This window comes from Massilia sp. LMS1-1-1.1 (assembly GCF_040815535.1).
Lineage (GTDB): Bacteria > Pseudomonadota > Gammaproteobacteria > Burkholderiales > Burkholderiaceae_D > Janthinobacterium > Janthinobacterium aestuarii.
Genome location: NZ_JBFPNG010000001.1, coordinates 215,721 through 241,633, shown reverse-complemented (window position 1 = coordinate 241,633; position 25,913 = coordinate 215,721). Strand labels below are relative to the sequence as shown.

The 25,913-nt window shown below is 63.6% G+C and carries 29 protein-coding genes and 1 pseudogene; 19 read left to right on the top strand and 11 right to left on the bottom strand.

What is annotated here, in order from left to right:
* The first annotated feature begins 72 nt into the window (after nucleotides 1-72).
* Nucleotides 73-735, top strand: a complete 663-nt coding sequence (gene alkB / locus MRBLMS1_RS01190; protein ID WP_485877282.1) for a DNA oxidative demethylase AlkB — start codon at nucleotides 73-75, stop codon at nucleotides 733-735.
* Here the strand turns inward: alkB and MRBLMS1_RS01185 are convergent.
* From MRBLMS1_RS01185 to MRBLMS1_RS01175, 3 genes are read right to left on the bottom strand one after another with little or no spacing between them, the layout of a single operon-like run.
* Nucleotides 707-1,138, bottom strand: coding sequence for a hypothetical protein (locus MRBLMS1_RS01185; protein WP_485877281.1), 432 nt, complete (start codon nucleotides 1,136-1,138; stop codon nucleotides 707-709). The genes alkB and MRBLMS1_RS01185 overlap by 29 nt on opposite strands.
* 38 nt (nucleotides 1,139-1,176) lie before the next feature.
* Nucleotides 1,177-1,434: a hypothetical protein gene (locus MRBLMS1_RS01180; protein WP_485877280.1), complete on the bottom strand. Its 258-nt coding sequence runs from the start codon at nucleotides 1,432-1,434 to the stop codon at nucleotides 1,177-1,179.
* Nucleotides 1,435-1,449: 15 nt separating this feature from the next.
* Nucleotides 1,450-1,785: an ArsR/SmtB family transcription factor gene (locus MRBLMS1_RS01175; RefSeq protein ID WP_485877278.1), complete on the bottom strand. Its 336-nt coding sequence runs from the start codon at nucleotides 1,783-1,785 to the stop codon at nucleotides 1,450-1,452.
* Nucleotides 1,786-1,860: 75 nt separating this feature from the next.
* Between MRBLMS1_RS01175 and MRBLMS1_RS01170 the strand changes: the two are divergent.
* The 6 genes and pseudogenes from MRBLMS1_RS01170 to MRBLMS1_RS01145 all read left to right on the top strand — a co-directional run.
* Nucleotides 1,861-2,064, top strand: a pseudogene (locus MRBLMS1_RS01170) (GTP cyclohydrolase, FolE2/MptA family); the annotation flags it as partial.
* Nucleotides 2,065-2,357: 293 nt separating this feature from the next.
* Nucleotides 2,358-3,176, top strand: a complete 819-nt coding sequence (gene blaOXA / locus MRBLMS1_RS01165) for a class D beta-lactamase (RefSeq protein ID WP_128143039.1) — start codon at nucleotides 2,358-2,360, stop codon at nucleotides 3,174-3,176.
* Nucleotides 3,173-3,568 carry a hypothetical protein gene (locus MRBLMS1_RS01160; RefSeq protein WP_485877276.1) on the top strand — a complete coding sequence of 132 codons (396 nt, stop codon included), beginning with the start codon at nucleotides 3,173-3,175 and terminating at the stop codon, nucleotides 3,566-3,568. Before blaOXA ends, MRBLMS1_RS01160 begins: the two co-directional genes overlap by 4 nt.
* Before the next feature lie 74 nt (nucleotides 3,569-3,642).
* Nucleotides 3,643-6,114, top strand: a complete 2,472-nt coding sequence (locus MRBLMS1_RS01155; RefSeq protein WP_485877274.1) for a penicillin-binding protein 1A — start codon at nucleotides 3,643-3,645, stop codon at nucleotides 6,112-6,114.
* A gap of 131 nt (nucleotides 6,115-6,245) precedes the next feature.
* Nucleotides 6,246-6,692: a hypothetical protein gene (locus MRBLMS1_RS01150; protein ID WP_456149965.1), complete on the top strand. Its 447-nt coding sequence runs from the start codon at nucleotides 6,246-6,248 to the stop codon at nucleotides 6,690-6,692.
* A 284-nt stretch (nucleotides 6,693-6,976) separates the two neighbouring features.
* Nucleotides 6,977-7,594, top strand: a complete 618-nt coding sequence (locus tag MRBLMS1_RS01145) for a hypothetical protein (protein ID WP_456149964.1) — start codon at nucleotides 6,977-6,979, stop codon at nucleotides 7,592-7,594.
* Here MRBLMS1_RS01145 and MRBLMS1_RS01140 read toward each other — a convergent pair.
* Nucleotides 7,579-7,749 carry a hypothetical protein gene (locus tag MRBLMS1_RS01140; RefSeq protein ID WP_175444525.1) on the bottom strand — a complete coding sequence of 57 codons (171 nt, stop codon included), beginning with the start codon at nucleotides 7,747-7,749 and terminating at the stop codon, nucleotides 7,579-7,581. The genes MRBLMS1_RS01145 and MRBLMS1_RS01140 overlap by 16 nt on opposite strands.
* Before the next feature lie 442 nt (nucleotides 7,750-8,191).
* On the opposite strand from MRBLMS1_RS01140, the gene MRBLMS1_RS01135 reads away from it, so the two are divergent.
* Entirely contained in the window at nucleotides 8,192-8,761 is a 570-nt protein-coding gene (locus MRBLMS1_RS01135; protein ID WP_485877271.1) for a sigma-70 family RNA polymerase sigma factor, read from the top strand.
* 73 nt (nucleotides 8,762-8,834) lie between these two features.
* Nucleotides 8,835-9,080 (top strand): hypothetical protein, encoded by a 246-nt coding sequence (locus tag MRBLMS1_RS01130; protein WP_436481443.1) that lies wholly within the window; start codon nucleotides 8,835-8,837, stop codon nucleotides 9,078-9,080.
* A gap of 70 nt (nucleotides 9,081-9,150) precedes the next feature.
* Here the strand turns inward: MRBLMS1_RS01130 and MRBLMS1_RS01125 are convergent, their stop codons facing one another.
* The 3 genes from MRBLMS1_RS01125 to MRBLMS1_RS01115 form a co-directional block, all read right to left on the bottom strand.
* Nucleotides 9,151-9,723, bottom strand: a complete 573-nt coding sequence (locus MRBLMS1_RS01125; protein WP_485877269.1) for a hypothetical protein — start codon at nucleotides 9,721-9,723, stop codon at nucleotides 9,151-9,153.
* A gap of 78 nt (nucleotides 9,724-9,801) precedes the next feature.
* On the bottom strand, nucleotides 9,802-10,089 hold the full coding sequence (locus MRBLMS1_RS01120; RefSeq protein ID WP_485877268.1) for a putative quinol monooxygenase: 288 nt from the start codon (nucleotides 10,087-10,089) through the stop codon (nucleotides 9,802-9,804).
* Nucleotides 10,090-10,196: 107 nt separating this feature from the next.
* On the bottom strand, nucleotides 10,197-10,769 hold the full coding sequence (locus tag MRBLMS1_RS01115) for an FMN-dependent NADH-azoreductase (RefSeq protein ID WP_485877266.1): 573 nt from the start codon (nucleotides 10,767-10,769) through the stop codon (nucleotides 10,197-10,199).
* 162 nt (nucleotides 10,770-10,931) lie between these two features.
* Between MRBLMS1_RS01115 and MRBLMS1_RS01110 the strand changes: the two genes are divergently transcribed.
* The gene (locus MRBLMS1_RS01110) at nucleotides 10,932-11,336 is read left to right on the top strand and encodes a winged helix-turn-helix transcriptional regulator (RefSeq protein WP_139090021.1); all 405 of its coding nucleotides are present in this window, start codon (nucleotides 10,932-10,934) and stop codon (nucleotides 11,334-11,336) included.
* Here the strand turns inward: MRBLMS1_RS01110 and MRBLMS1_RS01105 are convergent.
* Nucleotides 11,324-11,779, bottom strand: a complete 456-nt coding sequence (locus MRBLMS1_RS01105; protein ID WP_485877265.1) for a GNAT family N-acetyltransferase — start codon at nucleotides 11,777-11,779, stop codon at nucleotides 11,324-11,326. The two genes, MRBLMS1_RS01110 and MRBLMS1_RS01105, sit on opposite strands and share 13 nt — an antisense overlap.
* Nucleotides 11,780-11,824: 45 nt before the next feature.
* Entirely contained in the window at nucleotides 11,825-12,745 is a 921-nt protein-coding gene (locus MRBLMS1_RS01100) for a LysR family transcriptional regulator (RefSeq protein WP_485877263.1), read from the bottom strand.
* Nucleotides 12,746-12,881: 136 nt separating this feature from the next.
* On the opposite strand from MRBLMS1_RS01100, the gene MRBLMS1_RS01095 reads away from it, so the two are divergent.
* From MRBLMS1_RS01095 to MRBLMS1_RS01070, 6 genes are all read left to right on the top strand, one after another.
* Nucleotides 12,882-14,096 (top strand): 3-hydroxybenzoate 6-monooxygenase, encoded by a 1,215-nt coding sequence (locus MRBLMS1_RS01095; RefSeq protein ID WP_485877262.1) that lies wholly within the window; start codon nucleotides 12,882-12,884, stop codon nucleotides 14,094-14,096.
* Nucleotides 14,093-15,145 (top strand): gentisate 1,2-dioxygenase, encoded by a 1,053-nt coding sequence (gtdA, locus tag MRBLMS1_RS01090; protein ID WP_485877261.1) that lies wholly within the window; start codon nucleotides 14,093-14,095, stop codon nucleotides 15,143-15,145. Before MRBLMS1_RS01095 ends, gtdA begins: the two co-directional genes overlap by 4 nt.
* A gap of 21 nt (nucleotides 15,146-15,166) precedes the next feature.
* Nucleotides 15,167-15,874: a fumarylacetoacetate hydrolase family protein gene (locus MRBLMS1_RS01085; protein WP_485877259.1), complete on the top strand. Its 708-nt coding sequence runs from the start codon at nucleotides 15,167-15,169 to the stop codon at nucleotides 15,872-15,874.
* Between the two features lie 72 nt (nucleotides 15,875-15,946).
* Nucleotides 15,947-17,302, top strand: coding sequence for an MFS transporter (locus MRBLMS1_RS01080; protein ID WP_485877257.1), 1,356 nt, complete (start codon nucleotides 15,947-15,949; stop codon nucleotides 17,300-17,302).
* Nucleotides 17,299-17,943, top strand: a complete 645-nt coding sequence (gene maiA, locus MRBLMS1_RS01075; protein WP_485877255.1) for a maleylacetoacetate isomerase — start codon at nucleotides 17,299-17,301, stop codon at nucleotides 17,941-17,943. The genes MRBLMS1_RS01080 and maiA overlap by 4 nt, the downstream gene beginning before the upstream one ends.
* A 24-nt stretch (nucleotides 17,944-17,967) precedes the next feature.
* The gene (locus tag MRBLMS1_RS01070) at nucleotides 17,968-19,059 is read left to right on the top strand and encodes a porin (RefSeq protein ID WP_485877253.1); all 1,092 of its coding nucleotides are present in this window, start codon (nucleotides 17,968-17,970) and stop codon (nucleotides 19,057-19,059) included.
* Nucleotides 19,060-19,066: 7 nt separating this feature from the next.
* Here the strand turns inward: MRBLMS1_RS01070 and MRBLMS1_RS01065 are convergent, their stop codons facing one another.
* Nucleotides 19,067-20,545 (bottom strand): efflux transporter outer membrane subunit, encoded by a 1,479-nt coding sequence (locus MRBLMS1_RS01065; protein WP_485877251.1) that lies wholly within the window; start codon nucleotides 20,543-20,545, stop codon nucleotides 19,067-19,069.
* A 93-nt stretch (nucleotides 20,546-20,638) separates the two neighbouring features.
* Here MRBLMS1_RS01065 and MRBLMS1_RS01060 point away from each other — a divergent pair, with 93 nt between their 5' ends.
* The 3 genes from MRBLMS1_RS01060 to MRBLMS1_RS01050 all read left to right on the top strand — a co-directional run bounded on the left by MRBLMS1_RS01060 (nucleotide 20,639) and on the right by MRBLMS1_RS01050 (nucleotide 25,523).
* The gene (locus MRBLMS1_RS01060) at nucleotides 20,639-21,259 is read left to right on the top strand and encodes a TetR/AcrR family transcriptional regulator (protein ID WP_485877249.1); all 621 of its coding nucleotides are present in this window, start codon (nucleotides 20,639-20,641) and stop codon (nucleotides 21,257-21,259) included.
* A gap of 83 nt (nucleotides 21,260-21,342) precedes the next feature.
* Complete coding sequence (locus MRBLMS1_RS01055; protein WP_485877247.1) at nucleotides 21,343-22,449, top strand: efflux RND transporter periplasmic adaptor subunit; 1,107 nt, start codon at nucleotides 21,343-21,345, stop codon at nucleotides 22,447-22,449.
* Nucleotides 22,446-25,523: an efflux RND transporter permease subunit gene (locus tag MRBLMS1_RS01050; protein WP_485877245.1), complete on the top strand. Its 3,078-nt coding sequence runs from the start codon at nucleotides 22,446-22,448 to the stop codon at nucleotides 25,521-25,523. The genes MRBLMS1_RS01055 and MRBLMS1_RS01050 overlap by 4 nt, the downstream gene beginning before the upstream one ends.
* Here the strand turns inward: MRBLMS1_RS01050 and MRBLMS1_RS01045 are convergent.
* Entirely contained in the window at nucleotides 25,520-25,912 is a 393-nt protein-coding gene (locus tag MRBLMS1_RS01045) for a winged helix-turn-helix transcriptional regulator (RefSeq protein WP_456149955.1), read from the bottom strand. The genes MRBLMS1_RS01050 and MRBLMS1_RS01045 overlap by 4 nt on opposite strands.
* Nucleotide 25,913: the final 1 nt, after the last annotated feature.

Sequence of the window (25,913 nt, the reverse complement as noted above, 5' to 3'; positions counted from 1 at the left end):
TGGAAGCGCTACTGTAGCGCACCATGGGACAGCCGCGCGCGCTTTTTGTGTGGCGCGGCTAAAATAGGCAACATGAACCTGTCCCTGTTCGCCGATGAAGAGCAAGTCCCGGCCGGCCCCGCGCCGCTGGTGCCGGGCTCGTCCGCGTCCGTCCTGCTGCGCGGTTTTGCGCTGCCTTACCTGGATGAGGTGCTGCCGGCGCTGGACGCCATCGTGCTGGCGGCGCCCCTGCGCCACATGGCCACGCCGGGCGGCTTGCGCATGTCGGTCGCCATGAGCAATTGCGGCCCTCTTGGCTGGGTCACGGATGGACGCGGCTACCGCTATGCGCGCCTCGATCCGGCCAGCGGTTTGCCTTGGCCGCCGATGCCGCCCGTGTTCCTGCGCCTGGCGCAGGCGGCGGCGCTGGCCGCCGGCTATCCGGGCTTTGTTCCCGACGCCTGCCTGGTCAACCGCTATGCGCCCGGAGCACGCATGGCCTTGCACCAGGACCGCGATGAATGCGATTTCAACGCGCCCATCGTTTCCGTCTCGCTGGGCTTGCCCGCCACCTTCCTGTTCGGCGGCGCAGAGCGGGCCGACAAAGCGGCGCGCATCGGCCTGCTGCATGGCGACGTCGTGGTGTGGGGCGGCGCCGACCGCCTGCGCTTCCACGGCGTGGCGCCGCTGAAGGAAGGCGAACACGCGGTGCTGGGCGCCCAGCGCATCAATTTGACGTTTCGCAAGGCTGCCTGAGCTGGCGCCATGGCGTACCTGGCTTGCGTACGTACTGGGCATGCACGTAGCGCCACGGAATGGCCAGGTAGACGAGCACGACGAACGATATTTCAAACACATATTGCATGGTGGCGGGATCCGCCCCGCCGTGCAGCCATTGCGGCAGCGGCACGAGCAGCAGCCACAGGGTCTTCCACAGCGCTTCCCACAGCAACACGGGCAGCATCTGCAGCGGATAGCGCAAACCCAGCAAACACAGCAATGAAAACGCGGCCAGCATGCAGTTCACGGTGCCGCGCATCAGTTCCCACGGCGCGTGCGGCGTGACGATGCCGGGCCACAGCACGCTGCCGAGGCCCAGGACGACCAGCAGATACATGGCGCGCAGCGCATACAGACGGGCGGTCGATACGGTATTCATGGTGCGGTCTCCTGGTCATGGGGGGGCGATGAAGGGCTTTATTCGACTTCCTTGAGGATGGTTTCCAGGCTGCCCAGGCGCGCCTGGATCTGCGCCACGGATGCGCTCAAGGCGGCCAGCGACGCTGCCGTTTCCACCTGTGCGGCGGCCATCGACTTGGCCAGCTCCTGGTAGGCGCCGTCCTGCGCCAGCCTGGCGCGCGCCTGCACGATGCCGGATGTGTATTTGAAGGCGAAGATGATGACGGCGGCCGTGCAGGGGAAGAAGAAGGCGGCAAAAAAGATATTTTCAGACATGATGACCTCTACAGTTCAGGATTGATCCGGGTTGGGAGTGAGCGAGGATGTCGCCGCGGCGATGCTGGCCGGCGTCAGCCGCAATTCAAATGGGCTGGCCTCGAAATAGTTGAGGGCCTTGCCGTCGTGCGACAGCTCCAGCTGGCTGGTGACCAGTCCCGCGTGTTCCAGCTTTTGCAGGTGCAAATGCAGCAGGGGACGGCTGATGCCCAGGTCGCGCGCCAGCTGGCTGATGTAATTGCGCCCGCCGCTGGCCAGCGCCGCGATGATGCGCAGCCGGTGCGGGTTGTCGAGCGCCGCCAGCATGGCCAGCAAGCGTTCGCCCGTCGGTGGTGTGTTTATGTCTTTCATGTGTCAACATTATCTGACATGTGTTAGCGCGTCAAGAAAAATATCGCATCATATTAATGCAAGCTACTTGCAAATATGGCGCCGCCTCTGCAGACTGCCGTGAGAAGGGCGGACGAGCAGGCGTTCGCGCGCTTGAATGGTGCTAATCTGATGTATGTGGAAGACGCGGCCCGCCGCGTGCAGGCGGCGCTGGCGCAACATTATGCGCAGGCGCGTGTTACCGTACGGCATATGGAAAGCCTGCATCCGCACGATGCCGTGGCGCAGGCGGGCAAGCTTGCCTGCGCTTTTCACCCAACCACCGTGGAGGAGCACCGCATGCCGGAGAAAATCGCGCAGGAGCCTGACGAAGACAGCCTGGAAGAGCAAGTGGAGCGAGAGCGGCGCGAGCATGCGCTGATCGACGAGGAAAAGCTGGGCATGGACGAACTGGAAGAGGAACGGCTGAAGAGGGAGCGCCAGCCGGGCGCAGCGGCAGGCCGCTAGCGTCAAGGCAATGTTTCAGCGCTGGCATCGCGCCGTGCTGCCCGGTACAATTTCGCTTTGTCCTACTCCCCCAACCCCGGAGGCCCATGAAATATCGCGCATTCTTCCAGTTCATCCTCGGCCTGACAGGCGCCGTACTGGCCGCCACGCAAGCCCAGGCCGCCACCATCTGCACAGCCATGGCCGACGCCAAAACGGGCACGGTCCTGCTGCAGGAGGGTAATTGCCTCGACAGGGTCACGCCCGCATCCACGTTCAAGATCGCACTCAGCCTGATGGGCTATGACGCCGGCTTTCTCAAGGACGAGCACAAGCCCAGCCTGCCATACCGCCAGGGCTATGTGGACTGGGGCGGCGAGGCCTGGCGCCAGGATACGGACCCGTCGCGCTGGATGCAGTATTCCGTCGTCTGGTATTCGCAGCAGATCACGCAGGCGCTGGGTGCCGAGCGCTTCCAGAAATACGCCAAGGCTTTGCGTTATGGCAATGCGGACGTGTCGGGCGACAAGGGCAAGGACAATAGCCTGGAGCGCTCGTGGATCAGCTCTTCGCTGAAGATTTCGCCGCTCGAGCAGCTGGGCTTCCTGCGCAAGCTGGTCAACGATCAATTGCCCGTGTCGAAACAGGCGATGGAGCAGACGCGGCGCCTGACCCGCCTGGCCGACGTGGACGGCTGGCAAGTGCATGGCAAGACGGGCGCGGCCTTCCCGCGCAAGGCCGACGGCAGCTTTGATGAAGCGCATGGCTACGGCTGGTTCGTGGGCTGGGCCAGCAAGGGCGAACGCAGCATCGTCTTCGCGCGCCTGGTGCAGGACGAGCAGAAGGGCGAGCAGTCGGCAGGCCTGCGCACGCGCGAAGCCATGCTGAAAGAATTGCCGGCGCTGCTGGAGCAGGCGCAAAAGTGACGGCCAGCATCGTTGCCGCCACTTTCATCGCTTCCGAAGGCGAGTACCTGGAAGCCGTCATCGAAGTGGGCGGCCAGCGCCTGCACGTGATGGACGAGTTCGGCGGCGGGCAGATGGCCGCCGGCACGCAAGTCCAGCTCGAACTGTGGCCCATGCCCGGCGAGCTGGACGACTGGGACGCCATCTTCCGCGCCAATCCTGGCCGGGAGCAGGGCCTGCGCCGGCTTGACGGCTGGCGCTACCTGGCGCTGTGCGTCGTGACCCAGGTCGACCCCGTCATCTGCGATTGCGGCCTGCTGCAGCTGGAAAACCCGTTTACGACGCATGATGCGCGCTGCGTGGGCGCGTATGTCGGCGTCACTGTGGCGCGCCTCGATGCTTGCCTGGCGTAAATTCCGGCCCGCTTTGTTGCCCGCCCTATATACTTGCTGAAACGGATTTTCCGGCATCAGACAAGGTTACAGGCATGGCATCAGGCATGGAGCAGTTTCAGGAAAAAGCAAGGCAGGCAATGACGTGGACGCGCGCGCAGGCATTGCGCGTGGGAAGTGCGGCGTGGGCGAGGGCGGTGGCCTTGTACCGGCGTGGTCACGCGTACTTGATGACCTTGCCGCCGGTGCGGCGCGCGCTGGTGCTGGGGTTATGGTCTTTCCTGGCCGTGCTGGCGCTGCTGACCTTCTACATGCTGCTGCTGATCCCCTTGACGCCGAGCATCCACGACTTGCGCCAGGCGCGCGCGGCCGCGCCGAGCACCATGGTCAGCGCCGACGGCAAGGAACTGGCCCGCTTCGACCAGGGCTTGCAGGAACGGGTCACGTTAAAACAGATTTCGCCGAACGTGATCAGCGCACTGATCTCGACGGAAGACCACCGTTTCTACGACCACCACGGCGTCGATTTCACGCGCACGGCGGGCGCCATCTTGCACACGGCGAGTGGCAACCCCCAGGGCGGTTCCACCATCACGCAGCAGCTCGCGCGCAATATGTTTCCCGAAGAAATCGGCCGCTCGCGCAACCTGAACCGCAAGCTGAAGGAGCTGATCACGGCCCTCAAGATCGAGGCCACCTACAGCAAGACGGAAATCCTCGAAGCGTATTTGAATACGGTGCCTTTCCTGTACAACACCTACGGCATCGAGATGGCGGCCCGCACCTATTTCGACAAACCCGCTTCGCGCCTCGATATCCTGGAAAGCGCCACCCTGGTCGGTATGCTCAAGGGCACGAATTACTACAATCCCGTCGGTAATCCCGAGCGCTCGCTGCAGCGCCGCAACGTGGTACTGGGGCAGATGCGCAAGCACGACGTCATCGACGAGGCGCGCTACAAGCAACTGGTGAAACGGCCGCTGCGCCTGCATTTCGAGCGCCAGAGCGAGCGGGCGCAATCGGACAGCCATTTCACGGCCTATGTGCGCAAGTGGCTGATCGAGTGGGCTGACGAAAACGATTACAACCTGGAACTGGACGCCCTCGTGGTGCACACCACGCTCGATTACGACTTGCAGCAGGCGGCAGAGCGTGCCGTCGAGCGCCAGGCTAATGCCTTGCAGGCGATCGCCGACGTGGAATGGAGCCGCGCCGGCGTGCCATCGTCCACCTCGACCGGCATGTATGCGGGCATGCAGGGCGGCAGCGTGGCGTTTGATTATTTCTGGAAGTCGCATCCGGCCCTGCTCGACGCTTTCGTGCGCGAGTCGGGCGATTACCGCAAGCTGACGGCCGCCGGCGGCACGCCGGAAGCGGCGCTGGCGCAGCTGAAGGGCGACCGTGCGTTCATGGCAGCCCTGCGCAAGTCGAAGACGCGCCTGGAAGCGGGCTTTACGGCCATGGACCCGGCCACGGGCGCCGTGCGCGCCTGGGTGGGCAGCCGCGACTTTGCGCGCGAACAGTTCGACCACGTATCGCAGGCGGCGCGCCAGCCCGGTTCCACCTTCAAACCCATCGTGTATGGCGCGGCGCTGGAAAAGGGTTTGAGCCCCGAGCACGTCTACCGCGATGAAGTGATGGATATCAAGGCTGCCGACGGCACCAAATGGCGCCCGACGGACATGAGCGGCACGACGGGGCGCGACATGACCATGCGCGATGGCCTCGTGTATTCGAAAAACACCATCACGGCGCAAGTGATGCAGGACGTCGGCTTGCCGCCGATCATCAAGCTGGCGCGCGCTCTCGGTATCCGCGACAGCAAGCTGGAAAAAGTGCCGTCCCTGGCGCTGGGCACCAGTCCCGTCACCTTGCTGGAAATGGTCAACGCCTACGCCAGCATCGCGGCCCAAGGCGAGGCGCGCCTGCCGTTTGTCGTCACGCACATCACGGACCGCGAAGGCAAGGTCATCGCCCGTTTCGGCGAAGACAAGCCCAAGCGCGCCATGCAGGCAGAATCGGCCGCCACCCTGACGGACATGATGCGCGGCGTGATCGACCGCGGCACGGGCACGGCCATCCGCAGCCGCTTCGGCATCCGCTCCGACGTGGCCGGCAAGAGCGGCACCACGCAAAACAATGCGGACGGCTGGTTCATCCTGATGCACCCGGAACTGGTGGGCGGCGCCTGGGTCGGCTTCAATGACGCGCGCGTTACCATGCGCAGCAACTACTGGGGCCAGGGCGGCCACAACGCCGTGCTGGTGGTGGGCGACTTCTTCAAGACGGCGCTCGACACGGGCAAGCTGTCGCGCGACGCGATCTTCCCCGGCGGTAAGCCGCCACCGCCGCTGCGCCACGTGGAGCCGGTCGAGGAACCAGAGGACGAACCGGTGGAAGAGCCCGGAGATTTGCTGCAGGAAGGCGCGCCGCCGGCGCCGCTGGCCATGCCGGCCGAAGGCGATGGTGGGCAGGAGTCGCATGGGAAGGCGGTGCAGGAGCCTGCACCTGCGCCCGCGCCGCAGCCAGCACCAGTGCCGCAGCCGGTTCCGGCGCCGCAAGGATAAGCGCGACCGCCATGCACGCTTGCGCGGCCGCGCTCCGGACATAGAGGAGCTGGCGCTGTTCTGGCACGGGAACTGATGTATCCAGGCTTTCAGCAGGACATGACGGATTTGTGTAGAGGGAGTTGAGGAACATGATGGCATTGAAAGTGGCAGCGAAAGTTTTACTTTTGATGGGTCTGTTTTTCGTTTCCCGCGCGGAAGCGAGATCGGTAAGCACGGCGAGTGAAAAAACTGCTTTTGCCCGTGCTGATGCCGTTTATGAAGTGGCGATAAGCCAACGGTCCGCGGGTATCCGTGCTGCGGTCAATTGTGGCGTCGTTTATACGGTGGCGGTACACAAGGTTCTCAAGGGACGCACACCTGGACCTGTTTTTGAATTTGGCTTCCTGGATGGTTTGGAGGTAGGGCATGCTTATACCGTGTATCTGGTGTCGTCACGGAATACGCAGTTAATGCGGGGGTTGTTGCAATCCAGGGCAACGAATGACTCCCAGATTGCATCGTTTGTCGAATCGTGCCCCGGATGGGATTTTTACTTTTTTCAGGCAAAGAGAACTGTGCCTGCAGAGACCAAATGACGAGGCATGAGGCGGCGCGGCCAGCCAGCTCTCGCTGGTCCTGGCGCTGATAGGGAAAATAAGGACGGGGGCGGCAATGCATCAGCGCAGCATGAAGTATTTTTTAGCCGTCTATTCTTTCGCCTGTTACGGCGGCTCCACTGCGCAAGAACTGATACCAGTAGGTTCGGAAAAGGGCCATATTGCGTTAGGTTAATTGGTCAGGCGTTCCTCCCTGGTAGCGAAGGTGACGGTCATATCCGCGACGGCAGTGCCGAATGAAGGCAAGGGCGACGGGAAGCCATGTGGATTTGTTTACCGGGCAAAAAATGACGCAGGTATTGAAGGGCCGTGACGACGTCAACGTACAGTTCTTCATGCCCCTGGCAATGCATCCCCTCAAGCCGGCTCTCGAGTATCTCGTGTTTTTGGCGTATAGAAGCGAACAGGATGCGAAAGACCTGCATACGTCCTTGCGCGCCGCATTGAGTAGTGAGGAAAATGACAGGCTGAGGTGTCAATTTGCGCAGGGGTATTACGCTCCGCTAGATGTGGCGCCCATGCCTTTTGATGCAGAAGCCGGGCGGCAATTTGGTGGGGATTGGCTGGCGCTGGCGTCAAGCGACGGCGTGCCATCGGGTATTCTTCTTTGCCAAGTCCAGGGTGTTGATGTGCATGACAGGGACAGCCAGTCGCATCGAAGAAAGAAATCCGGCGGCGCGGTGGTCAGCATGAGGCAACGGGCATCTCCGCCGAAGTGCGGATACGGCAGATGGCCCAGGCATCACTGGTTTTCCACGCCGCTGTCCACGTGGACGATGGCGGCCGGGGTTCAAGGTTTCCTCATGTCATGGAAAAACTGTACCGGGAAGACTGGAAACGTGCCGCATGGCGCCCGGCAGCCTGGCTACCATTTGGGTTGACGTGACCAGCGCAGCACTGTGGCAAGCCTGATTCTCACCGTATACTCATCTCCCGTTTCATGCTCCAGCCACAGGATGCCGTCTTCGATGCTGACCCAGGCATCGACTATCCGCGTGTCGAACGGCATCGCCGTGTCCTTGATATCAATCTTCATTCGTCCGGACTCCACATCGAGCGACCGTAATACCCGCGTCGTTCGCTGCGTAAACTCGATGACGTATGAAGTGCTTGTTTTTTTTATCATCAGGAATGCTCACCCAAAATGCTTTGAATATTTTTTTTCAATATTACTACATAAAAATTTACCCTTGCGCACGAAGGTAAACACGTCAATAAGCTATCAAGATAAAATTTCCATAGGGAAACATTAATTACTTCGATAGATTTAATTAAGTCTGGAACAGTGTTATTTTTACGTGCATAAAAAATATTTCCTGGTTAATTGTTTCTTGATGGGACATATATTTATTTTTTTATAATATTAAATATCTTGTATTGCATGTATTGATATAAATCAATGTTCTTTTGGGTGTTAGCTTGAGGATATATTCTTGCTGCTAGGATATGAGATCAACTTGGGCTACAGTGAGTGATGCATGTCCGATGGAAATGAAAATTTCTCATTAGAAATTAATTGTCTGAATACTGTATCGGAATTTCATGCGCTGTATATCAGATATCGTATCCGTATAAGAAATTTGGTAAGTCAGTCCATTCATCGCGAGGAGGATATTGATGACATGGTTCAGTTTATATTTCTCAATGTCTTTCTATGGTTTAAAAGAGGATGTGGGCATTCGATGTTTTATCCGAAGTTATATTCAATGGCCATGCGCAATATAAAGTCTAATTATAGTAGTGGCGGGGAAGTTAATTTAAGTTCGGTTGATTTGATTGATGACGCAGATAATGTCGTTGATGCATTGGACTTGGTTGATGAAGATAATCCGGAAGAGATATGCAGTGCAATGGAAACGGGGATGGAAATTATTCGATTAATCGCCAATTTTCCGCCTCCCTTGAAAAAGGCATTATTGTTGCGCGAGGATGAGGGTCTGCGCTATGACGAGATTGCAGTAAGGATGGGATGCCCGATGGGAACAGTGCGAAGCCGTATTCACAGAGTAAGGGCAGAGATACGCAAGATACTGGAAAAGGATCAATGAATGCGGCCTGCCGCATTGCGGTAGTCCGCAGCGGGAGGATACGGTGCTTGTCCCATACTCGACATAAATTCATATGGTAAATAAAAATTACATCGGTGGCCTCGTGCAAGTGGAGCTTGATCATCCCAGACGCATCGATGCATTGACAGCACAAAAAATAGATGTGGCGATTATCTTCCAGGAAATGCTTGGCACCGCTGTGGCAGCAAAATACTTGCACACAAATGGCGTGTCGCTATCTGTCGCATTGCGCGTATTGGTATGCGAGCGCAGAAAAGATCCATCGCCGCCAAAAATGATCGGAATTGAAAAACGCTAGGCCCATTGCCGTCCCCCAGGCTCACTGCGTGCCAGACCGTATCGTGCCTCAAGCCCGACCGGGCGCGCCATCACGGCGCCGTCACGTCCTGGCGCTGGAATTCGATGCGGTTTTCCTGGTAGTCCCACTTGGTGTAAGGGCCGAACACGCGCCGGTTTTCCTTGCTGTCGGCATTTGACAGTTCGCGCTTCATGCGCCGCACGAGGGCGGGGTCCGTGAGCGGCGCGGTGGTGGCGGCGAACACGTCGTGCCGCACGCTCTGTTTCGCGTCGGCGCCGCGCGAAATGATGGTGAGCTTGCGCGTGGCGGGATCGAAGTACAGGCGCATGGCGAAGGTATTCATGTCCTGCAGATACAGGCCGTCGTCGCGCTGCTGGGCATAGAAATAATCGCCGCAGACGGCTTTCGGTTCGCGTTTCCACTCGCAGGACAGGACGATCATCAGATGCCGCTCATCGAGTTGCTTGACCAAAATGCGTCCCTTGGAATAGCCCCAGGTGCTGGCCGGCACGGTCGCCGACGAGGCAAGATTGTATTCGCCTACCAGCTTGGTCAGAGGAAGGGGAGCTTGCGCCGAGGCGCTGATGCAGAGCGTCAAGGCGGCGGCCGTAAGGGCGCCTTGTATCTTGGAAAATGGAGTCATGATGGCCATATAGAAAAGTTGCCATATTATAGATGGCAACTTTCTAATACGGCCACGCGCTAGCGCGCCGCGCCGGCCTTACTTCAGCTTGCTCAATTCCGCGATGTCGATCTTGACGACCTTGTCGCCCACGGCGGCGACCAGCGTCTTGAAGTGCGGCGTCGCTTCATGCGCCGTGTGGCCTGCCTTGTCGGTCCATTCTTCCAGCATGATGAAGCGCGTGGGAATCTTGTTGTCGAGGTGCAGTTCGTAGCGCAGGCAGGCGCTTTCCGCGCGGCTCGGCGCTACGACGGCTTCCAGGGCGGCGCGCACGGCGCCGATATATTGGGCTTGGGCATCGATGGTGGCGACGATGATCAGGGGCATGGTGGTCCTTGTGGTTGGGGTTCCGCAGCTTAGCGCATCTGGCGCTTCCTTGCCGGCCGGCCACCATGGAGCTGCGCCGCAACGGCGTGCGGCGCAGCCGGTATTCCTTAGGCCGCTTGCAGTGCGCCGATCTGCTCGAAAGCGCCCGTCAATGCCTGCGCCCTGGCCGCATCGCTGACCTTGACGCCTTCGGCGCGCACGATCTCGATCTGCGTGATGCCGAGGAAGCCGAGGAAGGCGCGCAGATGGCTTTCCTGGTGTTCGAGGCTGGCCATCGGCGTGTCGGTGCCGTAGTAGCCGCCGCGCGTCGAGGCGATGATCACGCGCTTGCTGCCCAGCAAACCTTCGGGACCGTTGGCGCCATACTGGAAGGTTTTGCCGGGCACGGCCAGCGCGTCGAGCCACGATTTGAGCTGGCTGGGGATGGCGAAATTGTACATGGGCGCGCCGATGACGAGGACGTCGGCGGCCAGGACTTGCTCCAGCGCGCCAGCCAGCGCCGCGCCGTCGGCGTCGCTGGGCGTGGCCGTAAATTGCGGCAGCGGTTGCGCTGCCAGGTCGCGGTACTGGACGGTGGCGCCCGGCGCGGCCGCTTGCAGGCGGGCGATGATGGCGGCGGACAACTGGCGGCTGATGGAATGCTCGCCGAGGATGCTGGAATCGATGTGCAGGATGTTCATATGGGCCTTCTTGGGTGGTATGATCGGGTGGTATGTTTTTGTAATCGAGTTAAATATAGTGACTATCAAATGAACGCACAAGAAGGCACTTTTTCCACACTGGGGCACACGGATGTGACTATTGGCGACGCCGCCGCGCAAGGGGCGGAGCTGGAACGGCGCATGCGTGACGAGGGCGGCCATGCGGGCGTGGCCGCTTCCTGCCGCCCCATCACGGACATCCTCACGCGCGTGGGCGACAAATGGAGCGTGATGGTGGTGATCTTGCTGGGCAATGGCACCAAGCGCTTCAACGAGATGCGCCGCCTGATCGGCGGCATTTCGCAGCGCATGCTGACGTTGACCCTGCGCGGGCTCGAGCGCGACGGCCTCGTGACGCGCACCGTGTTTCCCACCGTGCCGCCACGCGTCGACTACGCCTTGACGGACTTGGGACGTTCGCTGCTGATTCCCATCAGCGCGCTGGGCGCCTGGGCGCATGGCCACCGCGATGCCATCGATGCGGCGCGGCTGGCGTTCGATGCCAGGGCCGATGCGAACGCAGCGCCAGACCGTCAGGCCAGCTGAATCACGGCCAGCATGTCGTTGCCATCGGCATCCAGGCCTTTTTCCACGAAGCCCATGCTGGCATAGAATTTTTGAGCGTTGGCATTGCCGGGCTTGTAGCAGATTTCAATGCTGCGCGCATCCGGTCGGGCGCGGATTTCCGCCAGCGCCAGGGCGAGCGCGGCCCGCCCATGGCCTTGTCCCTGGCGCCGGTGGTCGACCATGAAGCGCCAGATCTGATAGTGGCCGGGCGGATCTTCGGCATCGGGTGAGACGAACATCAGGAAACCGATCACCTCCTCGGCGCAATACACGGCGCGCGTATGCATGGTGGCGGGGTAAAAGCTGGCCTGCGCGATGGAATAGTCGTTGCTGGCCAGATAGTCGCGCTGCTGGGGCAGCAGGGGCAGTTCGCTGATGATGTCGAAATTGTCGGCCGTGACGGGGCGCAGGCTGATGGGCATGGTCAAAAGCAATGGAAAGGTAGGGCGTACGAGTATGCGGAAAACTTACTCAAAAGGCAATGCGGCTCCATCGCCCGCCCCGAACAATTGCGCCATCGTCTGGCGCAGCCAGCGGTTCGACGCATCCTGGTGGTAGCGCTCGTGCCAGTGCTGCTTGACTGAAAAGCTGGGCAGTTGCACGGGCAGAGGCAGGATGCGGAATGCTTCGTGGTCCTGCATCTGCAGCGCGTAGCGGTACGGCACCGTGACGATGTACTCGGTTTCGGCGACGATGCGCGACACGCCCAGGAAGCTGGGCAGTTTCAGCACGATGCGCCGCTGCACGCCGGCCGCCGCCAGCACCTTTTCCACGATGGAATGTCCCGTGCCCGAGCTTTTCACTTCGATATGTCCCTCACGCAGGAACTGTTCCACAGTCATCGTGTCGCGGATGCGCGGGTGGCTGCTGGCCACCAGGCAGACAAAATGCTGGTCGAACAGCTTTTGCTGATAAAACCCCGATTCCAGGTGCGGCATGAAGCCCACGGCCAGGTCCACTTCGCCTCCTTCCAGGCGCTCGGGCGTGTCGGTGGCGATCTTCGACACGTCCAGCGTGATCCCGGGCCCGACCTGCTGCAGGTGGTTGAGCAGGGTGGGCAGCAGCACGATTTCACTGATATCCGTCATGCAGAGGGCAAATTCGCGCGTGCTGGCGGCCGGATCGAACACGGGCTGGTCGGCCAGCGCGTGCTGCCAGGCGGCGATGGCGGCGCGCACGTCCTGCACGGCGTTCTGCGCGCGCGGCGTCGGTTCCATGCCTTTCGAGGTGCGCGCGAACAGGCGGTCGCCGAAATGCGTGCGCAGCTTGCCCAGGCCGATGCTTACCGTCGATTGCGGCAAGCCCAGGTTTTCCGCCGCGCGCGTCACATTGCGGCTTTTATAGATCTCGTCAAAGATGAACAGCAGTTCGATATCGAAGCGCGACATGGGGAGCACCATTATTTAAAAACTTGATTGTAGCTATTGTATTCCATCGCTTTACCAAATATTGACCTGTCGGCACACTGCTTGCCATACCAAGAACACAGCAAATGCAAGCACACAGATCAATTGGAGGAGAGAAATGGAACATACGCAAAAGCCGTCGGTATTGATCGTCGGCGGCGGCATCGGCGGCATGGCCGCCGCGCTGTCCCTGTCGCGCCAGGGACTGGCCGTCACCGTGCTGGAACAGGCTTCGACCCTGGGCGAGATCGGCGCCGGCATCCAGCTGGCGCCCAACGCCTTCGCCGCGCTCGACGCGCTGGGCGTGGGCGAACGCACCAGGGCCCGCGCCGTGTTCACGGAGCGCCTGGTGATGATGGACGCCGTCGACGCCAGCGAAGTGGGCACCTTCGTCGTCGATGCGGCCTTCCGCGAACGCTTCGCCAATCCCTACGCCGTCATCCACCGCGCCGACATCCACGGCGCCATCCTCGACGCGGTGCGTACCTCGCCCCTGATTACCTTTGTCACGTCCTCGCACGTGACGCAGGTCGCGGAAGATGCCGATGGCGTCACCGTGGTCGATGCGGCGGGGCGCAGCTTCCGCGCCGATGCGCTGATCGGCTGCGACGGCGTCAAGTCCGTGACCCGCGAGCGCATCGTCGGCGACCAGGTCCGCGTGTCCGGCCACGTCGTCTACCGGGCCGTGGTGCCGGCGGCCGACATGCCGGCCGACCTGCGCTGGAATGCGCCCGTCGTCTGGGCCGGGCCGAGCTGCCACCTCGTGCACTACCCGCTGCGCAATGGCGAGCAATACAACCTGGTGGTGACCTTCCACAGCCGCGAGCGGGAAGAATGGAGCGTCACGGATGGCAGCAAGGAAGAAGTGCTGTCCTACTTCGACGGCGTGCACGCGCAGCCGCGCCAGTTGCTGCACAAGCCCACCTCGTGGAAACGCTGGAGCACGGCCGACCGCGACCCGGTCGCCAACTGGAGCACCAGCCGCATGACCCTGCTGGGCGACTCGGCCCACCCGATGCTGCAATACCTGGCGCAGGGCGCCTGCATGGCGCTGGAAGACGCCGTGACCCTGGGCGAAGCCGTGCGCGCCTGCGATTTCGACATGGCGGCCGCTTTCCAGCTGTATCAACGCTCGCGCATCGCCCGTACGGCCCGCGTTGTGCTGTCGGCGCGCGAAATGGGCCGCTTGTACCACGCCCAAGGCGTCGAACGCCTGGTGCGCAACGATTTGTGGCGCGGCCGCACGCCCGCGCAATTCTACGAAGCGCTGGCCTGGCTGTATGGCTGGACGGCGCAAACCTGCCTGGCCACCACCGAGAAGGAGGCAGCATGACTTCCCATCAAACGTCCGAACGCGAGGCCCTGTACCAGGCCTTGAGCGGCATGCACTTGTCGCCGCTGTGGCAATCGCTGCACACCCTCGTGCCGCCGCACCCGACGGCGCCGTATGCGGCGGCCCTGTGGCGCTATGCCGACATCGCGCCGCAGCTGGCGCGCGCCGGCGAAGTGATCACGGCCCACGAAGCCGTGCGCCGCGTGCTCGTGCTGGAAAACCCGGCCTTGCCGGGCCGCTCGTCGATCACGCAATCGCTGTACGCGGGCCTGCAGCTGATCTTGCCCGGCGAAGTGGCGCCCTCGCACCGCCACAGCCAGTCCGCGCTGCGCTTCGTCGTCAGCGGGCAGGGCGCCTACACGACGGTGGCTGGCGAGCGCACCACCATGCACCCCGGCGACTTCATCATCACGCCCTCGTGGACCTGGCATGACCATGGCAACCTCGGTGTCGACGGCGTGTGCGAGCCCGTGGTATGGCTCGATGGCCTCGACATTCCCATGCTGCGCTATTTCGACTCGGGCTTCGCGGAAAACGACACGGAAGACAGCCAGAGCGTCACCCGTCCGGAAGGCCAGAGTTTCGCCCGCTACGGCTACAACATGGCGCCCGTCAAATCGCAGCACGAAGGGGCCACGTCGCCCATCTTCAACTATCCGTACGCCCGCTCGCGCGAAGCGCTGGACCTGCTGTCGCGCACGGACGCCATCGACGACTGGCACGGCCACAAGCTGAAATACGTGAACCCGCTGACGGGCGGCTCGCCCATGCCCACCATGGCCACCTTCATGCAGCTGCTGCCGAAAGGCTTCAAGGGCAGGCGTGCGCGCAGCACGGACGGCACCGTCTACAGCGTCGTCGAGGGGCATGGCACCGTGACGATCGGCGGACAGGTGTTCGACTTCGCCCCGCGCGATACCTTCGTCGTACCGTCCTGGGCCACCGTTTCCTTCGACTGCCCGCGGGACGACGTCGTGTTGTTCAGTTTTTCCGACCGCCCCGTGCAACAAGCCATGGGCGTGCTGCGCGAGCAGTTTTTGACCGATTGATTTTTCTGACAGGATTTCACCATGACCAACTTCATCTTCGCCCCCCAAGCCATCGTCGGCCTGCCCATCGTCGGCACGGACGTGCAGTTCCCCGTACGCCGCATCTACTGTGTGGGCCGCAACTACGCCGCCCATGCGCGCGAAATGGGGTTCGACCCGGACCGCGAACCGCCATTCTTCTTTTGCAAGCCGAATGACGACAAGTCCGTCGTGCCCGTGCTGCCCGGGGTGACGGCCAGCGTGCCGTATCCCACGCAGACGTCGAACTACCACCACGAGATCGAACTGGTGGTCGCCATCGGCAAGGGAGGCAGCAATATCGCGCTGGACGACGCGGCCGCGCACATCTTCGGCTACGGCGTGGGCCTGGACATGACGCGGCGCGACCTGCAGATGCGCATGCGCGAACAGGGCCGCCCGTGGGAAATCGGCAAGGCCTTCGACTATTCGGCGCCCATCGGCGCGCTCACGCCGATGGCCGACAGCGGCGAAATCACCACGGGCGAGATCGTGCTGGAAGTCGACGGCAAGGTCGTGCAGACGAGCGATTTGACGCATTTGATCTGGTCCGTCAATGAAGTCATCGCCAATCTGTCGACCCTCTTCGAGCTGCAGCCGGGCGACATCATCATGACGGGTACGCCCGAAGGCGTGGGCGCCGTCACCAGCGGCCAGACGATGAACGCGCGCATCGCCGGCCTGACGCCGATCACCGTCGCCGTCCAGTAAAACCACCGGGCCAGCGCGGCACAGACCGCGCAGCCCGACAGCAGTATCACGCATAAGAATGGAGACAAGATAATGACTGCCCACGCCAGTACCGACGTCCAGCAATTCCTCGATACGCACCCGTTTTCCCGCTACCAGAAGCTGATCCTCTGGCTATGCTTCCTCATCGTCGCCATCGACGGCTTCGACACGGCCTCGATCGGCTTCATTGCACCGGCCATCCGCGCGGAATGGGGCTTGACGCCCGCCGCGCTGGCGCCCCTGTTTGGCGCCGGCCTGTTTGGCCTGATGGCGGGTTCGTTCCTGTTCGGCCCCCTGGCCGACCGCTACGGTCGCCGTCCCGTGCTGATCGTGTCCGTCGCCTTCTTTGGCGCCGCCAGCCTGCTGTCGGCCTGGTCGACGGATCTGACCATGCTGCTGGTGCTGCGCTTTTTGACTGGCTTGGGCCTCGGTGGCGCCATGCCCACGTCGGTGACCATGACGTCCGAATACTGCCCGCAGCAGCGCCGTTCCGGCCTCGTGACCATGATGTTCTGCGGCTTTACCATCGGTTCCGCGCTGGGCGGCCTGGCGTCGGCGCAGCTGCTGCACCTGATCGGCTGGCGCGGCGTGCTGGTGCTGGGCGGTGCCTTGCCGCTGCTGCTGGTGCCCGTCCTGCTGCTGGCGCTGCCCGAATCCCTGCGCTGGCTGGTCTTGAAAGGGCGCGACGGCAGCGAGACCATCATGCGGCGCATCGCGCCCACCCTGGCCGCCTTGCCGCGCCTCGTCGTCAGCGACAAAAAACTCGCCGGCTCGCCGATGGCGGAGCTGTTCCGCCCCGGCGTGATCGGCGGCACCTTGCTGCTGTGGTCCACGTTTTTCATGAGCCTGTTGATCATCTATCTGCTGTCGAGCTGGATGCCGACCCTGTTGAATGGCAATGGCCTGTCCCTGTCGAACGCCTCGCTGGTGACGATGATGTTCCAGGTGGGCGGCACGGTGGGCGCCATCCTGCTGGGCCGCTGGATGGACCGCTACAGCCCCCATAAAGTACTGAGCATCGCCTACCTGGCAGCCGCCGGCTGCATCGTCGTCGTGGCCCTGTCGGGCAGCAGCCTGGCCCTGCTGGTGCTGGCCGTCTTCGGCGTCGGCTTTGGCGTGAGCGGCTCGCAAGTAGGCGCCAATGCGCTGGCCGCTGCCTTTTACCCGACGTCCAGCCGCGCCACGGGCGTCAGCTGGGCGGCGGCCGTGGGCCGCAGCGGTTCCGTGCTCGGTTCCATGGCCGGCGGCTTGATGCTGACCCTGAAACTCGATAACGAAACCATCTTCTTTTTGCTGGCAATCCCGGCTGTGCTGGCATCCCTGGCTTTGCTGGCCATGGGCCGGCTGATGCACGCCCGGAATGCCGCCAGTACCGTTCCCGCTACCCTGAAAGAGAGCACCGTATGAAATTGCATGGCTATTACCGCAGTTCCGCCTCCTACCGCGTGCGCATTGCGCTGAACCTGAAAAACCTGCATCCCGACACGGCGTATGTGCACCTGAGCCGCAATGGCGGCGAGCAGTTCACGCCGGCGTTTTCCAGCCTGAATCCGCAGCACCTGCTGCCCGTGCTCGAGGACGGCGGCGCCGTGCTGACCCAATCGCTGGCCATTATCGAGTACCTGGACGAGACGCAGCCAGGCCATCAGCTGCTGCCGGTCGATGCCCCGGGCCGCGCCCGCGTGCGCCAGCTGTCCATGGTCTGCGCCTGCGACATCCATCCGCTCAACAATCTGCGCGTGCTCAATTACCTGACGGGGCCTTTGGCCCTGTCGCAGGAGCAGAAGAACGCGTGGTACCTGCACTGGACCCATCTGGGCCTGGCCGCGCTGGAAGCGGAGCTGGCAAATAGTCGCTTCACGGGAACGTTCTGCCATTGCGACACGCCGACCCTGGCCGACTGCTGCCTGCTGCCGCAGGTCTACAACGCGCGGCGCTTCCAGTGCGACCTGACGCCGTATCCCACGATCCTGCGCATCGTTGCGCAATGCGAAGCGCTGCCAGCCTTTCAGGATGCGCATCCTGACAGACAGCCAGACGCCGAATAAATACATATAAAAACGGAGACAAGCATGAAACAACGCAAGGCCATCACCATGGCGCTGCTGGGCGCGTGCGCCTGCAGCACCGTCCATGCGCAAGGCAGCGCCACGCTGTATGGAGTGCTCGACAGCTCGCTGGCCTACACGACGAATGCCAATGCGGCCGGCGACAGCGTCGCCAAGATGCCCACCTTGACGGGTTCATTGCCATCGCGCTTCGGCTTGAAGGGCGCCGAAGACCTGGGCGGCGGCTTGCAGGCGATCTTTGCGCTGGAATCGGGTTTCGGCGTCGATACGGGCATCGCGGGGCAGGGTGGGCGACTGTTCGGCCGCCAGTCGTGGGTGGGGCTGAAAGGACGTTATGGCAGCGTGATGCTGGGGCGGCAGATGAACATGTCGTTCTGGGCCACGCAAAAATCCGACATCATGGGGCCAGCCCTGTTTTCCATCAGCAGCCTCGATCTCTACCTGCCCAACGCCCGCAGCGACAATGCCATCGGCTACATGGGCACGTTCTCGAATGTGTCCGTGGGCGCCACCTACAGCCCGGGGCGCGACGCTTCCAGCGCTGGCGGACCGGCGGCCACGGGTTGTGCGGGCGAAGTGGCAGGCAACGCGAAAGCTTGCCGCCAGGTGACGGCCTTGCTGGGCTACGACACGGGCCGCTATGGCGCCACGGCGTCCTACGACATCCTGTATGGCAACGCGGGTGCGGCCAGCGGTCTCACGTCCAGCCGCAACTTCGACCGCCGCGTGATCGCCAGCGCCTATGCCATGGTCGGCCAGTTAAAGCTGGGCGGTGGCATCATCGACCGCACGATCCGCGCCGCCACGGGGCCCGTCGATTCGCAGTTGCTGTATTTCGGCGCCGCCTGGCCGGTCGCACCTGCGCTGGTGCTTGATGCTCAGGTGGCCAAACTGGCCGTCAAGGACAGTCCGAACGATGCCACGCTGGCCACCGCGCGTCTGACCTATCATTTATCCAAACGCACGGCCATCTACGGTGCCGTCGGCCGCATGGACAACGATGGCACCTCCGCCGTGGCGCTCGATGCGGGCGGCACGGTGGGCGCGGGGCGCACGCAGAACGGCATGATGGCGGGCTTGCGCCATTTCTTCTGACGCAGCCTTACCGGGCTGCCACCGCCTCCGTCCCCGCCTGCGGCGCCTGCCAGCCGCCGCCCAGCGCCCGGTAGGTGGCGACGGCAGCGCGCGCCAACGCCGTTTGCGCCTGTTCGCGCGCGTCCGCTGCGCGCAGCAGCCGGGAGTCGGCCTGCAGCACGTCAAAGCGGCTGACCGCGCCTTTCTCGTAGGCGGCCAGCGAGGCGGCGCGGGCGCGCTCTAGCGATTCCACGCTTTGCGCCAGTAAAGCAGCTTGCTCTTCGTGGCGCAGCAGGGCCGAGCCGGCGTTTTCCACGTCTTCGGCAGCGTGCAGCGCGGCGAGCCGGTAAGCCGCCAGCAGTTCGGCTTCCTGGCCACGGGAAGCTTCGATCTGGGCGTCGATGCGGCCGAAATCGAACAGGCGCCAGCGCAGGCCCAGCATGCCGGCGGCCTGGCCGGAACCGCTGCCGAACAGGGCGCCGCCGGCCGTGGCGCTGCCCAGCAGGGCACCCAGGCTCAGTTTCGGGTAGTACTCGGCGACGGCCGCGCCCGTGCGCGCGCTGGCGGCGGCCAGGCGCCGTTCGGCGGCGATCAGGTCGGGCCGGCGCCGCAGCAGTTCGCCCGGCGAGCCGCCGGCCGTGATGCGCGGCGCGCGCGCCATCGCGCCAGCGGCGGCCATGTCATCGCCATAGGTGCCGGGCGCCGCGCCCAGCATGACGTCGAGCGCATGCAGCGCCACTTCGCGCGCCGTGTCCAGGCCCGGCACGACGGCACGCGCCTGCGCCAGCGACGCTTCGGCTTGCCGCAGCGCCGGCTCGTTCGCCAATCCCTTGTCATATAACAGCGTGGCCAGTTCCAGCAGCGCCGCGTCCGTGCCGACCTGCAGGCGCGCCAGCTCGAGCCGCGCCTGCAGCCCCTGGATCGTCAGGTACAGGTCGGCCGTTTGCGCCGCCACGGCCAGCCGTGTCGCGGCCCATCCTGCTTCGCTGGCTGCGTAATCGGCGCGCGCCGCTTCGCGTTCGCGGCGCAGGCCGCCAAACAGGTCGAGTTCCCACGACGCTTGCAGGTTCAATTCGCGCGCGCTGCCGGCGCGGTCATAGCCTGGCGTGGCGTTCAAGACCTGGCCCAGCGGCGTTTGCACGGACTGGTAGGCGCGCGCCGCCTGGCCGCCAAGGCTGGCCGACGGCAACAGCGCGGCGTCGGCCGCACTGATGGCCGCGCGCGCCTGGCTGACCCTGGCCTGCGCTTGCGCTAGGTCGAGGTTTTGCGCCAGCGCCACCGTCACCAGGCGGGTCAGGCGCGGATCGCCGAAGGCCGTCCACCACTGCCGCAGTTCGGCAGCGTTGGCGGCATTGGTACCCTCGCGCGCGCCGAGCGCCGCCTGGTGCAGGTACTGGGCCGCTTGCGGCAGTTCGGGCCGGCGGTAATCGTTGCCGACGGTGCAGCCGGTGGCGGCCAGACCGGCAGCGATCAGCAGAAAGGGGAGGCGCAGGCGTGGCAGTGGCATGGTGGTCTTCCAGTTAAAAAGAGAATAATGTGTGACTATAATACAGTTTGGTCACTTATTGTGCATTCCGGCGCGGCGCGTTAAGCTGTCGCCATGAATTCCACCACACCCGAACTACCTACTCCTGCACGCGGCCCCGCCGGCCACGACGTGCGTGACCAGATCGTTGCCGCCGCTACCGATTACTTCAGCCGCTACGGCTATGAAAAGACGACCGTCTCCGACCTGGCCAGGGCGATCGGCTTTTCCAAGGCCTATATCTACAAGTTCTTCGAATCGAAGCAAGCCATCGGCGAGCATATCTGCGCCAGCTGCCTGCGCCAGATCGAGACCGAGGTGAAGGCAGCCGTCGAGGCGGTCGAGCGGCCGCCAGAGCAGCTGCGGCGCATGTTCAGGGCCAGCGTCGAGGCCAGCTTGCGGCTGTTTTTCCAGGACCGCAAGCTGTACGACATCGCCGCCTCGGCCGCCACCGAGCGCTGGCCGGCCGTGCAGGCCTACGAGCTGGCGATGGGCGCCTTGCTGCAGGATATCTTGCAGCAGGGGCGCAAGACGGGCGACTTTGAACGCAAGACGCCGCTCGACGAAACGGCCAGCGCGATCTACCTGGTGATGCGCCCCTACGTCAATCCCTTGCTGCTGCAACACAGCGTCGACAGCAGCGAAACGGCGGTGGTGCAACTGTCCAGTTTGGTGTTGCGCAGTTTGTCTCCGTAAGCGATTCAATGATAAGTGACGATTGACTTAATTGGTCACTGGTACCAGAATGAGCGCTCTGATCACTCATTCATGGAATTCCTATGCGCTGGCGCCGCCTCGCTTCATCTGTTGTCATTTCAACTTTACCCCTGGTGTTGAGCGCCTGCGCCGACAAGGCGCAGGCCGATCCGCGCACGGCCACGCCGCTGGTGCGCGCCGTCACGGTGCTAGGCGCCGAAGCGGGCACGCGCAGCTTCACGGGCGTGGTCGCGCCGCGCGTGCAGAGCGATCTCGGTTTTCGCGTGGCCGGCAAGGTGCGCGAACGGCTGGTCGACGCCGGCCAGGCCGTACGCCGTGGCCAGCCATTGATGCGCCTCGACGCCGACGACTTGCAACTGCTGTTCCAGGCCCGGCAGGACGCCGTCACGGCTGACCGCGCCCGCGCGCGCCAGGCGACGGATGAAGAAGCGCGCTACCGCGACCTGCGCGGCACGGGCGCCATCTCGGCATCCAGCTACGACCAGGTGAAGGCGGCGGCTGACGCGGCCGGCGCCCAGCTCAAGGCATCCGAAGCCCAGGCCCGCGTGGCGCGCAATGCGCTGCAGTACGCGGTGCTGCTGGCCGACGCCGACGGCGTCGTGATGGATACCCTGGCCGAACCGGGCCAGGTGGTCGCGGCCGGGCAGGTGGTGGTGCGCCTGGCCCATGACGGCCGGCGCGAAGCGGCGATCCAGCTGCCGGAAACCTTGCGCCCAGCGCTCGGCTCCACAGGCCAGGCCACCCTGTTCGGCAGGCCGGGTACCGGCGTGCCAGCCACCTTGCGCCAGCTGTCGCAGACGGCGGACAGGCAAACGCGCACCTTCGAGGCGCGCTATGTGCTCGACGCGGCGCTGTCAAGCGCGCCGCTGGGCGCCACCGTCACCTTGCTCCTGCCCGGCGCGCAAGCTGGCGCCGCCAGCGTGCAAGTACCGCTGGCGGCCCTGCATGACGCGGGCAAGGGGCAGGGCGTGTGGGTGATCGGCGGCGCGCCGTCGCAGGTCAGCTGGCGGCCCGTCAGGTTGCTGCGGCTGCACGAGGATGGCGCCGACGTGAATGGCCTGAAGGCGGGCGAACGCATCGTCGCGCTGGGCGCCCATCTGCTGCGCCAGGGCGAGCAGGTCAGGGTCGAACAGGCGCCAGTGGCCGCCGCCGCGGGAGCGCGTCCATGAGCGCGGCCCGCTTCAACCTGTCCGCGCTGGCCGTGCGCGAGCGATCCGTCACCCTGTTCCTGATCTGTCTCATTTCGCTGGCTGGTCTGCTGTCGTTCTTCAAGCTGGGGCGCGCGGAAGACCCGGCGTTCACGGTCAAGGTGATGACCATCGTCACCGCCTGGCCAGGCGCCAGCGCGCGCGAAATGCAGGACCAGGTGGCCGAGAAGATCGAAAAGCGCCTGCAGGAGCTGCGCTGGTACGAACGGGCCGAGACCTATACCACGCCCGGTCTGGCCTTCACGACACTGACCCTGCTCGACGGCACGCCGCCCGACCAGGTGCAGGCCGAGTTTTACCAGGCGCGCAAGAAGGCCGGCGACGAGGCGGCCAATTTGCCGGCCGGCGTGATCGGCCCCATGATCAATGACGAATACGCCGACGTCACCTTTGCCCTGTATGCGCTGAAAGCCAAGGGCGAGCCGCAGCGCCTGCTGGTGCGCGAGGCGGAAACCCTGCGCCAGCGGCTGCTGCACGTGCCGGGGGTGAAAAAGGTCAATATCATCGGCGAGCAGGCCGAACGCATCTACGTGGAGTTTTCGCAGGAGCGCCTGGCCACCCTGGGCGTGCGGGCGCAGGACGTGTTTGCCGCGCTGAACGGCCAGAATGCCTTGAGCCCGGCCGGCTCGGTGGAAACGCGCGGGCCGCAAGTATTCATCCGCCTCGACGGCGCGCTCGACGCGCTGCAAAAGATCCGCGATACGCCTGTGGTGGCGCAGGGGCGCACCTTGACGCTGTCCGATATCGCCACCGTGCGCCGTGGCCAGGAAGACCCAGCCAGTTTCATGGTGCGCAATGGCGGCGAGCCCGCGCTGCTCTTGGGCGTGGTTATGCGCGACGGCTGGAACGGACTGGACCTGGGCAAGGCGCTGGACGGGGAAGTGACGGCCATCGGCGCCGCCATGCCGCTGGGCATGAGCTTGGCCAAGGTCACCGACCAGGCAGTCAATATCGGCGCGGCCGTCGACGAATTCATGCTCAAGTTCCTCGCCGCATTGCTGGTGGTGATGCTGGTGTGCTTTATCAGCATGGGCTGGCGGGTCGGCATCGTAGTGGCCGCCGCTGTGCCATTGACGTTGGCCGTAGTGTTCATCGTAATGGCGGCCACTGGCAAGAACTTCGACCGCATTACCCTCGGTTCATTGATCCTGGGCCTGGGCCTGCTGGTGGATGACGCGATCATCGCCATCGAAATGATGGTGGTGAAAATGGAAGAGGGCTACAGCCGCATCGCCGCCTCCGCCTATGCCTGGAGCCACACGGCCGCGCCCATGCTGGCCGGCACCCTGGTGACGGCCGTGGGCTTCATGCCGAACGGCTTTGCCCGTTCCAGCGCCGGCGAATACACGAGCAATATGTTCTGGATCGTCGGCATCGCCCTGATCGCTTCGTGGGTGGTGGCGGTGGTGTTCACTCCCTACCTGGGCGTGAAGCTGCTGCCTGAACTCAAACACGTCGCCGGTGGCCATGATGCGCTGTACGACACGCCGCGCTACCACCGTTTTCGCCGGCTGCTGGGGCGCGTGATCGCCCGCAAATGGCTGGTGTTCTGCACCGTGATCGGCCTGTTCGTGCTGGCCGTGCTGGGCATGGCCGTCGTCAAGAAGCAGTTTTTTCCGATTTCGGACCGCCCTGAAGTGCTGATCGAAGTGCAGCTGCCCTACGGCAGCGCGATCGGGCAGACCAGCGGCGCGGCGGCCAAGGTGGAAGCGTGGCTGGCGCGCCAACCCGAGGCGAAGATCGTCACGGCCTATGTGGGCCAGGGCGCGCCGCGCTTTTACCTGGCGATGGGACCGGAATTGCCCGACCCGTCGTTTGCCAAGATCGTCGTGCGCACCGACAGCCAGCAGGCGCGCGACGCGTTGAAACAGCGCTTGCGTGTGGCCGTCGCCGCCGGGCTGGCGCCCGAAGCACGGGTGCGCGTCACGCAACTGGTGTTCGGCCCGTACTCGCCGTTCCCCGTCGCCTACCGGGTCAGCGGCCCCGATCCCGAGGTGTTGCGCGGCATCGCCGGCCAGGTGCAAGCCGTGATGCAGGCCAGCCCCTTGATGCGTACCGTGAACACGGACTGGGGCACGCGCACGCCGACCCTGCATTTCAGCCTGCAGCAGGAGCGCTTGCAGGCGATGGGCTTGACGTCGGCCGCGGTGGCGCAGCAACTGCAGTTTTTGCTCAGCGGCGTGCCCGTCACGGCCGTGCGCGAAGATATCCGCACGGTGCAGGTGATGGCGCGCGCGGCCGGCGACGTGCGGCTCGATCCGGCGCGCATCGCCGACCTGACCCTGGCCGGCGCGAATGGCGAACGCATCGCGCTGTCGCAGGTGGGCAGCGTCGAGGTGCGCTCGGAAGAACCGGTGATGCGCCGGCGCGACCGCCAGCCGACGATTACCGTACGCGGCGACATCGCCGACGGCATGCAGCCGCCCGACGTCTCGGGCGCCATCACGGCGCAGCTGCAAACGGTCATCGACAAGCTGCCGGCCGGCTACCGCATCGAGCAGGCCGGCTCCATTGAGGAATCGGCCAAGGCCACGCAAGCCATGCTGCCGCTGTTCCCCATCATGCTGGCATTGACCTTGCTGATGATCATCCTGCAGGTGCGTTCGATCTCGGCGATGGTGATGGTGTTCCTGACCAGCCCATTGGGTCTGATCGGCGTGGTGCCCACCTTGCTGCTGTTCCAGCAGCCGTTCGGCATCAATGCACTGGTCGGCCTGATCGCGCTGTCGGGCATTTTGATGCGCAATACCCTGATCCTGATCGGACAGATCCACCAGAACGAGGCGGCCGGACTGGCGCCGTTCGACGCCGTGGTCGAAGCGACCGTGCAGCGCGCGCGTCCCGTGATCCTCACGGCGCTGGCGGCCATCCTGGCGTTTATTCCGCTGACCCATTCGGTATTCTGGGGGACCTTGGCCTATACCCTGATCGGCGGCACGTTTGCCGGCACGGTGCTGACTTTGGTGTTCTTGCCCGCCATGTATGCGATCTGGTTCCGGATACGGGGGCAGGCAAGGGCTGCGCCGCAGGTTTAATCTGGCGCGGCAGGATCGGCAGCGGCGTGCGCCAGGCGTGCGCGCCGCAGTTCGGCCCACTCGATCAGTGCCTGCATCGACGGTCCCAGCGCATGGCCGATCTCGCTCAATGCATATTCCACCCTGGGCGGTACCTGCGCATAGACCTTGCGCACGACGATACCGTCCTTTTCCAGTTGCTTGAGCTGCTGGATCAGCATTTTCTGATTGACTTCCTCGATCAGGCGCTCCAGGTCGGAAAAGCGCAAAGGCGCCTTGGCTGCAAACAGCTGGCACAGGATGATGATCTTCCATTTGCCTTCGAGTACGCGCAGGGTCTCGGTGGTGGCGTCGGCCCAGTCTCGGCGATTTTGCGGATCGCTACAATTCCATTCCCGTTGTTCTGTCATG